The organism is Mesorhizobium sp. M1322 (assembly GCF_040318085.1).
Lineage (GTDB): Bacteria > Pseudomonadota > Alphaproteobacteria > Rhizobiales > Rhizobiaceae > Mesorhizobium.
The window spans coordinates 77,010-90,676 of the sequence record NZ_JAMYLP010000014.1 but is presented as its reverse complement, the minus strand read 5'-3'; the positions used below and the strand labels follow the sequence as shown (position 1 = coordinate 90,676).

General features: G+C 60.1%; 10 protein-coding genes and 4 pseudogenes. 10 read left to right on the top strand and 4 right to left on the bottom strand.

Annotated elements, in window-relative coordinates; translation table 11 throughout:
* Nucleotides 1-288: 288 nt before the first annotated feature.
* The 3 genes and pseudogenes from NKH12_RS08325 to NKH12_RS08315 form a co-directional block, all read right to left on the bottom strand.
* Nucleotides 289-741 (bottom strand): annotated as a pseudogene (locus tag NKH12_RS08325) (IS3 family transposase); the annotation flags it as partial.
* Between the two features lie 67 nt (nt 742-808).
* Nucleotides 809-2,323 carry a group II intron reverse transcriptase/maturase gene (gene ltrA / locus NKH12_RS08320; RefSeq protein ID WP_502910763.1) on the bottom strand — a complete coding sequence of 505 codons (1,515 nt, stop codon included), beginning with the start codon at nt 2,321-2,323 and terminating at the stop codon, nt 809-811.
* Nucleotides 2,324-2,989: 666 nt separating this feature from the next.
* Nucleotides 2,990-3,682: pseudogene (locus NKH12_RS08315) on the bottom strand (IS3 family transposase); the annotation flags it as partial.
* Here NKH12_RS08315 and NKH12_RS08310 point away from each other — a divergent pair.
* The 3 genes and pseudogenes from NKH12_RS08310 to NKH12_RS08300 form a co-directional block, all read left to right on the top strand.
* Nucleotides 3,578-4,183, top strand: a complete 606-nt coding sequence (locus NKH12_RS08310) for a hypothetical protein (RefSeq protein ID WP_352952661.1) — start codon at nt 3,578-3,580, stop codon at nt 4,181-4,183. The pseudogene NKH12_RS08315 and the gene NKH12_RS08310 overlap by 105 nt on opposite strands.
* A complete protein-coding gene (locus NKH12_RS08305) occupies nt 4,116-4,529 on the top strand; it encodes a group II intron maturase-specific domain-containing protein (protein ID WP_352952650.1) in 414 nt (137 codons plus the stop codon). Before NKH12_RS08310 ends, NKH12_RS08305 begins: the two co-directional genes overlap by 68 nt.
* 84 nt (nt 4,530-4,613) lie before the next feature.
* Nucleotides 4,614-5,225: pseudogene (locus tag NKH12_RS08300) on the top strand (transposase); the annotation flags it as partial.
* 171 nt (nt 5,226-5,396) lie between these two features.
* Here the strand turns inward: NKH12_RS08300 and NKH12_RS08295 are convergent.
* Entirely contained in the window at nt 5,397-5,687 is a 291-nt protein-coding gene (locus tag NKH12_RS08295) for a hypothetical protein (RefSeq protein ID WP_352952649.1), read from the bottom strand.
* Between the two features lie 425 nt (nt 5,688-6,112).
* Between NKH12_RS08295 and NKH12_RS08290 the strand changes: the two genes are divergently transcribed.
* The 7 genes and pseudogenes from NKH12_RS08290 to NKH12_RS08260 all read left to right on the top strand — a co-directional run.
* Nucleotides 6,113-7,717, top strand: a complete 1,605-nt coding sequence (locus NKH12_RS08290) for an ABC transporter substrate-binding protein (protein ID WP_352952648.1) — start codon at nt 6,113-6,115, stop codon at nt 7,715-7,717.
* Nucleotides 7,717-8,658: an ABC transporter permease gene (locus NKH12_RS08285; protein ID WP_352952647.1), complete on the top strand. Its 942-nt coding sequence runs from the start codon at nt 7,717-7,719 to the stop codon at nt 8,656-8,658. The genes NKH12_RS08290 and NKH12_RS08285 overlap by 1 nt, the downstream gene beginning before the upstream one ends.
* A gap of 1 nt (nt 8,659) precedes the next feature.
* Nucleotides 8,660-9,541: an ABC transporter permease gene (locus tag NKH12_RS08280; protein WP_352952646.1), complete on the top strand. Its 882-nt coding sequence runs from the start codon at nt 8,660-8,662 to the stop codon at nt 9,539-9,541.
* Nucleotide 9,542: 1 nt separating this feature from the next.
* Nucleotides 9,543-10,550, top strand: a complete 1,008-nt coding sequence (locus NKH12_RS08275) for an ABC transporter ATP-binding protein (protein WP_352952660.1) — start codon at nt 9,543-9,545, stop codon at nt 10,548-10,550.
* A complete protein-coding gene (locus NKH12_RS08270; RefSeq protein ID WP_352952645.1) occupies nt 10,547-11,578 on the top strand; it encodes an ABC transporter ATP-binding protein in 1,032 nt (343 codons plus the stop codon). Before NKH12_RS08275 ends, NKH12_RS08270 begins: the two co-directional genes overlap by 4 nt.
* A gap of 70 nt (nt 11,579-11,648) precedes the next feature.
* Nucleotides 11,649-13,058: a CapA family protein gene (locus NKH12_RS08265; RefSeq protein ID WP_352952644.1), complete on the top strand. Its 1,410-nt coding sequence runs from the start codon at nt 11,649-11,651 to the stop codon at nt 13,056-13,058.
* Nucleotides 13,059-13,509: 451 nt separating this feature from the next.
* Nucleotides 13,510-13,648: pseudogene (locus tag NKH12_RS08260) on the top strand (electron transfer flavoprotein subunit alpha/FixB family protein); the annotation flags it as partial.
* Nucleotides 13,649-13,667: the final 19 nt, after the last annotated feature.

Here is a 13,667-nt window from a genome sequence, read left to right as displayed (position 1 = left end):
AATGAGGCCGGTAGGCGTCTTGCGGCAATTGGACTAGCATATTGACCTAAGCGCGCATCTCCACGAATCCCACCATACTCTGTGCATCTTGCGGGTCCCAGTCGCATTGTTTATCCGCGCGTGTTCGTAAATGAACACCACAGGAGGGTTCGTTTCCATGATCAGTCGAGGGGCGATCTACGTCAAATTCAGTTTGCCTATCGTTGCCATCTGGTTGTGAGATAGACTCAGAGCGGTCTGAATTCTGGATACGAGGTATGGCCTGCTGCCGGTTTTTCGGACACGAGGTTAAGCTAGCATAGCTCGTTCCTCGAACTCGACGGGAGCTCAGATAGCCTAGCGTCGAGTGCCTTCGCTGAAGGTTATAGAAGCGCTCGATGTAATTGAACACATCCGCCCTGGCGTCATCCCTCGTCCTGTAGACCTTGCGGGCTGTCCGCTCGGTCTTGAGTGATGAGAAGAAGTCGCAGCGTTGTCCCAGACGTTGCCCGACCGGCTCATGAACAGGTGATGCCGTGGTCGGCCATCAGTCGCTGGAACTGCTCGCTATTGGGCGGATCCCTGGTCGGAGTGATGCAGCAGGCTGTCGGGCTTGCCTCTCCTCCAGATCGCCATGATGAGAGCGTCGGTGACGAGCTGCCCCGTCATCTCGGCCTTCATCGCCCAGCCGATGACACGGCGGGAGAACAGATCGACGACGGCGGCAACGTAGAGCCATCCTTCCGCAGTCCAGAGTGGAGTAAGAAGCGCAGATGCGCTTCTTCTCCCCGAACCGTACTTGCACTTCTCAGCGCATACGGCTCTCTGTTCAAGCTTGGCCCATGGCCATTGCAACATCATGGTAGTGCGATGTGACAGTACTGCGGTCTTCAATCCGGAAGATGTACGGATTCGTCTCCGGATTGCGCCACCGGAATTGCGTCTTGGGGCTTGAGACAAGCCGTTTCAACGCTTTTCCGACGGGGTCACCGCGTTCATTGCGACCAAACACGAGCCAGGTTTTCGCCTTGCCCGGTTCTGGGACGCGGCACCATTTCCGCATCAAGGGCTTGATGCGGGATCGGTACTTGTGTCCCAGCCAATGCGCCATTGTCCAGAACACGACATGGTCGGTGCGCCGGAAGACGTACGCCGTGAAGTCGGTGAACTTGTAGAACGCCGCCCATCCCACCAATTGGCGGTTCAGTCTGGCGATCATGTCGACCGTGCTGACACTATGATTGCCGGAAAGGGTTTCGGTCAGTCTGCGAACAAACCCCTTGGCCTTTTCCTTGGGTATCGTCGTGACGATGGACATCCGTCCTTGTGCCCCTCGCTTGCGAATGATCCGGTGCCCCAGAAAGACGAAGCCGTCATTGACGTGTGTGACATGGGTCTTGTCCATGTTCAGCGTCAACTTCAACTCGCCTTCCAGAAACGCCCGGCATTCCTCACGGATTTCCTCTGCCTGAGCCTTGGTTCCTTTTACGATCACGACAAAGTCGTCAGCGTATCGGCAATAGGCAACGGCCGGTTTCCATTGCCGGTTCTCGCGAACCGTGATGGGGCGGCCCTGCTTAATGCCGAAGTTCCATGCCCAGCGATCCTTGCGGGCCTTGTCGCTCAGATATTTCGCCTCCAACCAGGCATCAAACTCATGGAGCATGATGTTGGACAGGAGCGGTGACAGAACGCCACCTTGCGGAACACCCTCGCTGGAGGCCGTAAACAGGCCACGATCAATGTGCCCCGCCTTCAGGAACCGCCAGAGAAGATCGACGAAACGCTCTTCCTGCACCCGTCGCCGCACACATTTGAGAAGCAGCCGGTGGTGGACCTTGTCGAAGTAGCTTGCCAGATCACCTTCGATGATCCAGCGGCCCCTCGTCGTATCGGCCCCATCCTGAAGCTGTATCCTCACGGTGCGGACGGCATGATGCACCCTGCGTTCCGGCCGGAAGCCATAGGACAGGCGATGGAAATCGCTCTCCCAGATCGGCTCCATGGCCATCAGCATGGCGCGTTGAACAATGCGATCCGTCAGGGTCGGAATACCCAGTGGTCGCAGCTTGCCGTTCGATTTCGGGATATAGATGCGCTTGACCGGCTGGGGGCGATAGCTGTCCTCCAGCAGGCTTGTCCGCAGGTCGTCCAGATGCTGATCCAGTTTGACCTGCAGTCTTTGCTTATCCATTCCGTCGATGCCCGGCGTTCGTGCGCCACTCGACGCAAGGACCATCCGAGCTGCCTCGGCAAGCCATTCCCGATTGGCAATCAACCGAAGAAGACGATCAAACCTTCGATTTGGATCGCTCTCGGCCCATGTTGCAAGCTTGTGCTGCATTTCGCTGATTATCAAAGGTCTTCACCTCGCTTGGTCAGATAGTTTGCACTTCAAGCAGTTTGAACTGTTCCCCCTCGCCATGTGGCAGGCTTTCCCTGCCGCGGACTACTACGAGAACTCCGCCAACATGATGGACATCAGGGTCAACTCCCTTACGACGCAATACTTCGTTGTCATTCCATCATGCCTTCCCTCGTTCATATGCTGGACGTCAGCGTATTGGTGAGGCTGCCGGTCGCAGTCTTTTCCCTTGCTTTCCGCAAGTCGATGCCGATGTCATGGTCTGGCTGCATTCTCCCCATGACCCACCGCGAGCATCCTTACATCTGTGCTCGCGTGCAGATGCACGCCGTCTTACGTGTCTGGCGACATCATCGGCATTTCGCCTGTTAAGCCGTGTAGGCGAAGGCGACCTTTCAGCCCTCAGATGCGGGTTAACCGGTTCGTGTTCCTCAACCTTCCAATACTTCAGCCTCGGGAACCATCTTGGCGTAACGACTTCGCCTCAATCCCCTTTACCTGCGGGCTACGTCACCCTGCCAGTTGACGGCAGGTCACCGCCGCTTGGGCTCATGCCCCCTTGCAGCAGGGGACAGGCAAGTCTTCACACCCTCCTTTCTCTTTGCATTCCAGTCATATGCCTCCCCGATTGGGGCGAGGCGCACTATAGGTGAAGTCGGCCACCCAATTCTGGCTCGGAGCCGACGCCTCGAAGGCACGATCGAGGAGGTTGTCCGACACGGCGGCTCGCCCGCCGCTATCCGTCGGCAGTCCGCGCCGGCGTCGACGTGCCCGGAGGCCGTTCTCCCGCATGAGGCGTTCGATGCGAAGCAGTCCGCAGGAAAGCCCCTCTGCCAGAACGTCGTGCCGGACCCGACGCGCGCCGTAGGTGCGGTCGCTGCTCGTGAAGCTTCGGTCGATCCGGGAAACGAGAATCTCCTCATGCCGGGAGCGAGCGCTGGGGCTGCGGTTGAGCCAGGCGTGGAAGCCTGAGCGGGAGACATCCAGCGCGTAGCACAGCTATGCCAACCGGGCAGATGCCCCGGTGCTTCGCGATGAAAGCGAACCTCATATCGCTTCCCTCGCGAAGAAGGCTGCGGCCTTTTTAGGATGTCACGCTCCGCCTTCAGCTTAGCGAATTGCTTGCGTAGCCGGTCGATCTCCAACTGCTCCGGCTTCATCTGACCATGGCACGGGAAAGGCGTGCTGCGGATCGTTGCTCGTCTCACGGACCCATTTGCGCAGCACGTTCTCATGGAGATCCAGATCACGGGCTGCCTGCGCCATTGCTACGCCCCGTTCCTTCACCAGCCTCACTGCCTCAAGCTTGAACTCGCGGCTGAACTTCCTTCTTCGCATTCCTACTCTCCAGTTCCGTCAAACACCTTCTCTCGGTGTCCACGAAACCGGCAGCAGTCCAGCCGGAACCCCTCAGGGCGGGATCATCTCGCCGATTCTCGCCAACATCGCGAGGAGAGATATGAACGGTGGACCTACCACCGCACCAAGACCCAGGCTCGTCGCAAGAGCAATGGGGGGAAGGTGCAAAGTGCACGGGACACCGATCGGATCGCCGGTCGGTGTGTGTTCTTACCCGTGCGCTATGCCGATGACTTCGTGGTCCTGGTCTCGGGAACGCAGGAGGATGCTATCGCAGAGAAATCGGCGTTAGCGGAATACCTGCACCGGACCATGGGCCTCGAGTTGTCGCCGGAGAAGACGAAGGTGACGGCCATGACGGAAGGGTTCGAGCTCCTCGGATTCCGCTTCGGCATGCATTGGGACAAGCGCTATGGCTACGGCCCACGCGTCGAAATCCGCCAACCTACGTCGAAAAGTCAAGCAACTGACGAAACGTAATAGTGTGTCCGTCAGCCTTGGCGATAAGCTTCGGGAGATCAATCCCATCCTGCGCGGATGGGCGAACTACTATCGCTACTGTGTGGGTGCAGGCCGTGTATTCGTCAACCTTGACTGGTATATTGGTCTGCATCTGTACTGCTGGCTGCGTAAGAAGAGCCCTAAAGCAGGGGTGCGTGAACTGTGGGGCTCCAAACAGCCCAGCAGTCGCCGCCCCACAAGACGGCTCTGGCGTGACGGCCCTGTTGAGCAACACCTACTTGGCTGGACACCCGTTGGCCGGTACCGCCTAGCGTGGATGGGAACGCCTGACTTTGCCATGTCTTCTGGAGAGCCGGATGCGTAACGAAAGACGCACGTACGGTTCGGCGAGAGGCGATGTGAAACCTGCCGTCGAAAGGCGGCAAGGCGCGCATCGCCTACTCCACCCACTTACCTGAAGGTCCGCCGCGGTGTGCGGATCGTCTCGGTCGCCGTCATCATCGCCGTCGGCGTCAATGCGGGCGGCCGGCGCGAGGTGCTGGGCATGTAGGTCGGCACGTCTGAGGCCGAGCTGATCTGGAAGGAGTTCCTGCACAAGCTGACTCGTCGCGGCCTGCGCGGCGTCAAGCTCGTCGTCTCCGATGCCACGAAGGCCTCAAGGCAGCCGTTGGCTGGGGCTGGTGCTGCTGACGCGGCCGATGGTGCCGATCGAGGAAGCCTGGACGGCACCCGGCAGTCATGTCACCCTGAGCCTCTTTGGTTCCCACCACGTGCGGGAATCAACTTTCTCAACGGCCCCCAGGTCCACTTCATGAGGAATGTGCTTGCCCATGCCGGCAAGAGCGGCCGCAGGGTCGTCTCAGCCTTCATTGCCACCGCTTTCGCCCAGGAGACGCCCGAGGCCGCGTCCATACAATGGCGCGCCGTCGCCGACCAGATCCGGCCGAAGGTGCCGAAGCTGGCGACAATCATGGACGACGCCGAGCCCGACGTGTTGGCCTACATGACCTTCCCGAAGGAACATCGCGCCAAGCTCCACTCGAGGGATGAGATCGACAAGCGCTTTCTTTCCGGTCGTGGTATTCGTCAACGGCGAGGGCGACCTCGTGGCAAGCATGAGGCGCCCGCGCGACTTTTCTTTTGGCGGTCGCGGGCGCCAGACCTCGACAAAGTGTTCGTAGCCCTTCTGGGTCTGTTCGGCGACGCGCATCTCCTGGTTCCGGAGTTCCCTTTACATTGTAGGCGTAGGCGGGGCCGCGACTGTTCCCTTTCTTCTGCGCCGGCCTGCAACTCCATGCCGCGCATCTTGTGGTCGACAAGACTGGGCCGTGCCCAGCTTGCGCGCTACGGCGACGACGGCCGCCTGATGGCCTCGCCTGGCCCGGATACGGACTAAGAAGGCATTCAGCGGACCCGGGGTCTTGGCGGCCGCCCTGGCGGCCCCCACCAGCATCGCGCGAGCGTGGCGTCCGACCTTGCTGATCCGGCCGTGATGGGCGGCGCCGAGACCAGATTGGCGCACACGCGGATTGAGCCCTAAGAGTAACTGACCCGCTTCTGGGGCTTTTGAAGCGAGCGATGTCGCTGATCGCAGCCATCAACCCGGCCGCCACCGTCAGATTGACGCCGGTGATCGCGAGCAGTCGCCTGATCACGGGATCGTCCAGCGTGGTCTCGGCAATTGCCCGATCGAGGGTAGCCAGGTTCTCGGCGAGCCGATCAAGCTCGCGCACAGCCGCTCGATTGGGAACCGCTCATCGTCGGCACAGGCTGGCGTGCCAGCCAGACGCCAATCCAGACCGCTCTGAGTTATCTCAAAACCAGATGGCAACGATACGCAAACTGAATTTGACGTAGGTCGCGCCGCGACGGAGCATAGATCCAATGAATGCTTCTCTCGGTATAAGCGTGATCAACGGCGCGACTGGCAAAAAGGGGAAATGAACCATGGCAATCTCTCGGCGTGAAATGATCAAGGCGGGTTTGGCCGCCGGAGCGGCTATATCGATCCCATCAGTCCTGCGGGCACAGGCAGCGCCAACCGCTGCGCGGACGGTCCGGATGGTGATGGAAAACCTCGATTACTTCGATCCAGTCGGTACGACGTCTGCCATAACCGCCAATCATGGCCTGGCGATTTACGACACGCTGTTTGCGCTTGATTCCAAGATGATGCCACAGCCGCAAATGGTGGGGAAGTGGGGCGTTTCCGACGACAAGAAGACGTATACGTTCGAACTGCGGGATGGTCTTGCCTGGCATGACGGCACGCCCGTCACCGCGGCGGACTGTGTCGCCTCGATCCGTCGGTGGGGCCAGGTACCTTCAGGGGGCCAGCTGATCGGGGAGCGGGCCAGTGATATCTCGGCGCAGGACGACAAAACCTTCATCATCTCGCTGAAGGAGCCGATGGGGCTTCTTCTCGAACTCCTAGCGGGAGTGGGCACGCCGGTGCTGTACATCATGCGCGAAAAGGACGCGAGTCTGGCTGCCACGGAGCAGGTGACCGCGAACATCGGATCTGGGCCGTTCAAATTTAACCAGACTCTTACCAAGCCGGGCGTGAGCGTCACCTACGACCGCAATGAAAAGTATGTACCCCGCCACGAACCAACAGACGGGTTCGCAGGCGGGAAGGTCGTGAACGTCGATCGCGTTATTTGGGAAAATATCACCGATCAGCAGACTGCCTTTGCGGCCTTGCAGTCGGGCGAGGTCGATTTCGTCTTATTGCCACCCGCCGATCTTTACTCAGCGATTGAGAGCGATACCAACCTTGCACTACAGGTTCTGAACAAGGCGGGCGATGTATATTTCATGCGCATGAACTGTCTGCAGAAGCCGTTCGACAACGTCAAGGCGCGCCAAGCAATGCTTCACCTGATCGATCAGGATGCATTCATGCGTACCTCGTATCTCCCAGAATACACCCGCACAATCACTTCGTTTTTCGGAAACCAAACGGCCTATACCAACGACGAGAATACGGGCTGGTTCAAGAAGGGCGGCGATCCAGAAAAAGCCAAGCAGCTCCTCAAGGAGGCAGGATATGCGGGCGAGAAAGTCGTCATCCTGCAGCGCACGGACTGGGTGGAGGCCGGCAATTTGGCGCAGTTCTTGGCGGTCACTCTGCGCAAGATTGGGGTCAATGCCGAGCTTGCGCCGGGCGATCGGGCCTTAAATAACGACCGCCGAAAGAACAAGGTCTCCGTTGAGGATGGCGGCTGGAGCATTTTCATCGCGGGCGAGGCCGATTATGAGCGCGGCACTCCGCTCAGCAATCCCACTCTAAGCGCGAATGGCGAGCAGGGTTGGTGGGGCTGGCCGAAGAGTGATGAATATGAGGCTCTTCGGGCCAGATGGGCAGTTGTCGAAACACTCGAAGAGCGCCAGGCACTTGCGCGCGAGATGCAACGTATACAGTGGGACATTGCGGGCACCGTTCTACTGGGTTCAGTTCTCTCGCCAATCGCGCGCCGCAAGACGCTCACTGGTCTCATCGAAATGCCGACGCTCACAGCAATGTGGAACATGCAGAGGGTTCCGGCCTAGTGGCTGCCTACATCCTACGCAGATTCGTTTCGACCATCGCCGTCATGGCGATGGTCGGGATCTTCATATTCCTCCTCCTCAGGCTGGCTCCCGGAGACCCGGCGGCCATGATCGCCGGCAGAAATGCCGCTCCGCAGCTGATCGCCAGTATCCGAGAACAGCTGGGCCTGAACGACCCGATGCCAGTCCAGTTCATGCGTTGGGTGCGCGACATGCTCGGCGGCGATTTCGGCACCTCGATCTTTGCCGGACGACCGGTTCTCGAGCTCATCTCGCAGCGGCTTGAACCGACCCTTTCGCTGTCGATCCTGACAATGATCCTTTCGGTGACGGTCGGGGTCTCTTTCGGCATCCTTGCCGCGTGGCGAACCGGCGGGCTCGTCGACCGCCTCCTCGCGGCCTTTTCAGCAGTTGGTTATTCAGTCCCCGTCTTTGTTATCGGCTATTTCCTCATATACTTCTTCGCTATCAGGACACACTGGCTACCGGTTCAGGGATATGCGCCCATCGAGGGTGGCCCGGGGCCATGGTTCGTGCATCTGCTCCTTCCCACAGTGGCGTTAAGTCTTGGCTACATCGCATTCATCGCACGGGTTACGCGGGCGAGCATGCTCGAGGTCCTGTCGGAAGACTATATGCGAACGGCCGCCGCCAAGGGCGCTTCGTCTTATGCCATGCTTTTCCACCATGCCTTGAAGAATGCCGGCGTCCCGATCCTGACCGTCATTGGCATAAGCTTCGCCTATCTGATCGGCGGAGTCGTCCTCACGGAAACGGTATTCAACATACCTGGGATCGGCCGTCTGGTCGTGGATGCGATCAACAGCCGCGACTATCCCGTCATCCAGAGCGTGCTCATCCTGGCTTCGGGTTTGTACGTCCTCATCAATCTTACGGTCGATCTTGCCTATACGCTGATCGATCCCCGGATCCGGTACTGACATGACGCTCCTCTCCGCACCAGTTGAATACGTGCCTACGGGCCGCCTGCGAATATCTGACCTTCCCCGTCTGGCAAGGCGACACCCGCTGGTCCTGATAGGCGGCGGCCTCCTGGTGCTCCTGATCGTTCTGGCGATTGCCGCCCCGCTTTACGCCGGCGATCCAGGGAACATCGATCCGTTCAAGCGCCTCCAGCCGCCGTCCGCCGAGATGTGGTTCGGAAGCGACAATCTGGGCCGGGACGTCTTTGCGCGAACGATCTTCGGCGCCCGAATCTCCCTCACGGTCGGATTGCTGTCGGCGGCGTGCGCGGCTCTCATCGGGCTTCTGATCGGTGTCATCGCCGGCTACAGCCGCAGCTTCGACAACGTGGTCATGCGGGTCATGGACGGCCTCATGTCGATCCCGACGATTCTGCTGGCAATTGCGCTCATTTCTTTGACCGGTCCCGGCATCGGCATCCTCATCGTTGCCATCGCAATCCCTGAGACGCCAGCCGTGGCGCGGCTGGTTCGTTCGGTGGTTCTGGGTGTTCGCGAGCGTCCCTACGTGGAGGCCGCGCTCTGCGGCGGTGCGCGCCTGCCCAAGGTGCTGTGGCGACATATCCTCCCGAGCACCATTCCGGCACTGATGGTCCAGAGCGCTACTGTCTGCGCCAGTGCGATCCTGACGGAGGCCGGGCTAAGCTTCCTCGGCGTGGGCGTGCCGCCCGAGATCCCCAGCTGGGGCAACATGATCACCAGTTCGCGCCTGTATCTCGCCATCGCCCCATTGACGATCTTCGCCCCCGGTATCTGCCTTGCCGTCACCGTCTTTACCGTCAACCTGCTTGGGGACGGCCTGCGCGACTTGTTCGATCCCCGCGCGAAGCGGAGGCGCTAACATGCAGATGCATCAAACCGCAGGAAACGACGTGCTTCTCGACGTCCGAAACCTGGAAACACATTTTTACGGCGAGGAAAGCGTCACCCGCGCGCTGGGCGGCATCAGCTTTCAGGTCAAGAAAGGCGAGACGCTTGGGGTCGTCGGCGAATCCGGATGCGGCAAGAGCGTCACCGCCCTTTCCATTCTTCGCCTGCTGCCAAGGCTGACCGCCAGGACAGTCGGCGGCGAGGTCCGCTTTCACGGACGCGACCTGCTTGAGCTGTCCGATCGCGAGATGCGACATATCCGAGGCGACCAGATCGCCATGATCTTCCAGGAGCCGATGACGAGCCTCAACCCCGTCTATACGGTCGGCCACCAGATCGCGGAGGCGGTGCAGATCCACGCCAAGGTCTCGCGGTCCGTAGCCATGAATAAGGCCGAAGAGATGCTCCGTCTCGTCCGCATCGCGGATCCCGAGCGTCGCGTCAGCAACTATCCGCATGAAATGTCGGGCGGAATGCGCCAGCGCGCCATGATCGCCATGGCTCTGGCCTGCTCACCGGAACTGTTGATTGCCGACGAGCCGACGACGGCGCTCGACGTAACTATCCAGGCGCAGATCCTGCGGCTCATCGTCGATCTGAAAGAGCGCACGGGAACGGCCGTGATGTTCATCACGCATGATCTGGGCGTCGTAGCCGAGACATGTCAACGCGTGATCGTGATGTATGCTGGCCGGATCGTAGAACAAGCAAACGTCATGGATTTGTTCGCGCGTCCCGCGCATCCCTACACTCAGGGCCTCATGCGATCGGTGCCTGATCCGCGGCGCGGCCGACAGCGCCGCCTTCCAGAAATTCCCGGCATTGTCCCAAGTCTTCGCGAGCCTATCGTGGGCTGCAGTTTTGCGCCTCGCTGCCCGTTCGCTATAGACATTTGCCGCGAGAAGACACCCGCCCTGCGTGATGTCGGGTTGAGCCACGCCGCGGCTTGCTGGCGCGCCGAAGAGGTGATGGGCGCATGAGTGGTCCTCTGCTGAAAGTCGAGAACCTGACCAAGCACTATCCGCTTGGCTCGGGAATCTTCAAGAAAAGCATTCCGGTGATCCGGGCCGTGGAGGATGTGTCCTTTTCCGTCGAGGCCGGCGAGACACTCTGCATCGTCGGCGAATCCGGCTGCGGCAAGTCAACCGTAGCGCGGCTCTTGATGCGGCTCGTGGAACCGACGGGTGGGTGCGTACTGATCGACGGGACCGATCTTGCGGGCCTCAAGAAGGACGCGCTTCACGCCTGGCGCCGTCGGATGCAGATGGTGTTTCAGGACCCTTACTCGTCGCTGAACCCGCGCCTCACCGCTGGACGGATCATCACCGAACCCGTCGAGAATTTCGAGCGCCTCAGCCGCAAGCAGCGCCAGGCACTTGCCGCGGACCTTCTCCAGAAGGTCGGAATGTCGCCCGAGATGATGCACCGGCTCCCGTCCGAGTTGTCGGGCGGCCAGCGGCAGCGGCTCGGCATCGCTCGGGCGCTGGCCCTCCAGCCCTCGCTCATCATCGCCGACGAAGCGGTGTCAGCCCTTGACGTCTCCGTACAGGCACAGATCTTGAATCTGCTTCTGGATCTACAGCAGCAGATGGGCATCGCCTTCGTCTTCATCTCGCATGACCTCGGCGTCGTGGAGCATATCGCGCATCGCGTGGCCGTCATGTACCTGGGGCGGATCGTGGAGCTCGCCCCGAGCGAGGCGCTGTTCGCCAAGCCGGTCCACCCCTACACCGAGGCGCTGATCGCGGCAGCTCCGGTGCCCGATCCGACACGGGTTCGGCTAGAAGCACCCGTCGAGGGCGAGGTGCCGAGCCCGATCAACCCGCCGAGCGGATGCGCCTTTCATCCGCGCTGTCCACTCGCGGTCGAGCGTTGCCGCATCGACGTGCCACCTTTGGTGCCGCTGGCAGACGGGCGCGTCTTGGCCTGTCATGTGCGGGCCCCGGCCACGGGCATCCCCACCCAGTCGGCTGCGGTGGCCAATTCATCGGCCGGTCCTGTGGCATAGCCCCCCGGTCCCTCTGCCATCCAACATCGTTGCCAACTACGGCAAGCATACGAAGCTAAGGAGAAGCTGTATGGAAAGGCATTTACACGAGAACGGTTCTCGCGTGGTCCAGCAGGATGACAACTACGACACGGTCGGTTCAGTACAAACAAACGTGGCGGACGGCTTCACGATGGTCGCAGTGGGTGACGTCATCCTTGCGCGACCATTAACAAAATACCAGCATCCGGGCTTTGATGACATCGTCAAAATCCTTCAAGATGCCGACGCAACCTTCGGCAACATGGAGACTCTCATCTTCGATATCCGATCGTTCAAGGGAAGCCCGCAAGCTGAGTACGGCGGTGCGTATCATATTAGCTTGCCAGAGCTCGGCCCTGATCTGAAGGCGATGGGGTTCAATCTAATGAGTCGCGCAAACAACCATGCGCTTGACTGGGGCCTTGAAGGTATGCGCGAGACGAGCCGGATACTAAATGAGAGCGGTATCATCCACGCAGGTGTTGGGGAGAATCTTGCGCAAGCCGGGGCCGCTCGCTTCCTCGAAACCATACGGGGTCGCGCGGCATTGGTGTCATTTGCTACATCGTTTAAGCCTATGTCTCGAGCGTGCGATCCCGCCGGCGAGGCGCCAGGCAGACCCGGACTCAACTCCCTTCGTTTGGCAGAAAGCATCGTGGTCTCGCCGGAGATGCTCGAAAACTTGAGGCAAGTGCGCGATGCGTTGCCCGGCTTCAAAGCCGGCGGGAAGGATCCAAGCCGGGTCGTGCTCCGTGGGGGCACATATAAAGCAGGCGACAAGCCCGGCTCCAGCTACGAAGCAGACCCGCGCGATGTCGCCGACATTCTACGAAACGTTCGCCGGGGTAAGCAGTTCTCCGACTTCTGCATCGTCACGAACCACGGTCACGAGCCTAATTGGAGCCACGAAGTGAGCCTGGAGCCGCCGGACTACGAGCAATCCTTTGCGCGTAAGATGATCGATGCCGGCGCAGACGCATACATCGGGCACGGACCGCATCTGCTGCGAGGTGTCGAAATCTACAAGGGCCGGCCGATCTTTTATAGCCTGGGAAATTTCTTCTACGACGACCTCCGGACGCCCGCGGGGGCTGACATGTTCGAGGCCTACGGGAAGGACCCGCGGGTCGACACAGATGCCGAGGTGACGGTCGATGAGGAGGCAAAGGGATATCCGACGGCAGAAGGATTTGTAGGCGCGCTATCCGCCCCGGTCTTCTATGAGAGTGTTGTCACCGTCAGTCGGTTTGAGCAAAACCAGCTCGCTGAATTGCGGCTTTATCCGATCGAGCTCGGTTACTCGATGAGGTTTGCCAATCGGGGCATCCCGCGGCTCGTCAGTGGGCCGCAGGCGAAGGCCATTCTTGAGCGTCTACAGACACTCTCGAAGCCATTTGGGACCGAGATCGCAATCGAGAACGATGTTGGAGTGATCAGATTGACTCCAACTTCGCCGTGATCATTCGGCTTGGCTGCGGCATTCTAGATGTATCTGTTCTCCATTCCGATTGTCGGTCCGGGGAGAAATTGTTTGAGCACCTACGCCCGGCTGAACGCAACATCTATGCCGACAGGGTAAACAGTACGTAGGAGCAATGATCAGGGCCGCGCGCGTAGATGCCCGAACGGGGACGTGCTCGCCGATACGAGGGAGTTACCGTGGTGTTGTGGGTTGGGGTACTGCTCAGGGCCTGGGTTCGATATCGATGTGCTGCAGCCTGCTCGGGGTAGCTTCTCCCTGCGGCTGCTAAGGCTCGAGGGGCTCGCGGCGAGCCGTTTCGCTTGTCGCCTGCAACTTCCTCCAGCAGCAGCCAGCAGCACCTTTGTCACGCCCCTGAGCCTGGGTGCGGGTCGACAAGCTCAAGAGCGAAGCCGGCGTGTTGTAAGCGATCGGAAACGGAGACAAGAACATGGCTATTCTCCTGACTGCGGAATACGACAACGGAACCCTTCGACCAGACCGCCGAGGCGCTCTCGGCAGCGCTGCAGATCGATTCGGACGTGCATGTGCTGGTTGCCGGCAAGGGCGCCAAGCCGGCGGCAGATGCCGTCTTTCCTTGTGAACATC

Excerpts from the sequence above, each read along its gene's own strand:
- NKH12_RS08270 (WP_352952645.1), top strand. The coding sequence starts at position 10,547 with ATGAGTGGTCCTCTGCTGAAAGTCGAGAACCTGACCAAGCACTATCCG.
- NKH12_RS08280 (WP_352952646.1), top strand. The coding sequence starts at position 8,660 with ATGACGCTCCTCTCCGCACCAGTTGAATACGTGCCTACGGGCCGCCTG.
- NKH12_RS08310 (WP_352952661.1), top strand. The coding sequence starts at position 3,578 with ATGGAGATCCAGATCACGGGCTGCCTGCGCCATTGCTACGCCCCGTTC.
- NKH12_RS08305 (WP_352952650.1), top strand. The coding sequence starts at position 4,116 with ATGGCTACGGCCCACGCGTCGAAATCCGCCAACCTACGTCGAAAAGTC.
- ltrA (WP_502910763.1), bottom strand. The coding sequence starts at position 2,323 with ATGCAGCACAAGCTTGCAACATGGGCCGAGAGCGATCCAAATCGAAGG.
- NKH12_RS08275 (WP_352952660.1), top strand. The coding sequence starts at position 9,543 with ATGCAGATGCATCAAACCGCAGGAAACGACGTGCTTCTCGACGTCCGA.
- NKH12_RS08265 (WP_352952644.1), top strand. The coding sequence starts at position 11,649 with ATGGAAAGGCATTTACACGAGAACGGTTCTCGCGTGGTCCAGCAGGAT.
- NKH12_RS08290 (WP_352952648.1), top strand. The coding sequence starts at position 6,113 with ATGGCAATCTCTCGGCGTGAAATGATCAAGGCGGGTTTGGCCGCCGGA.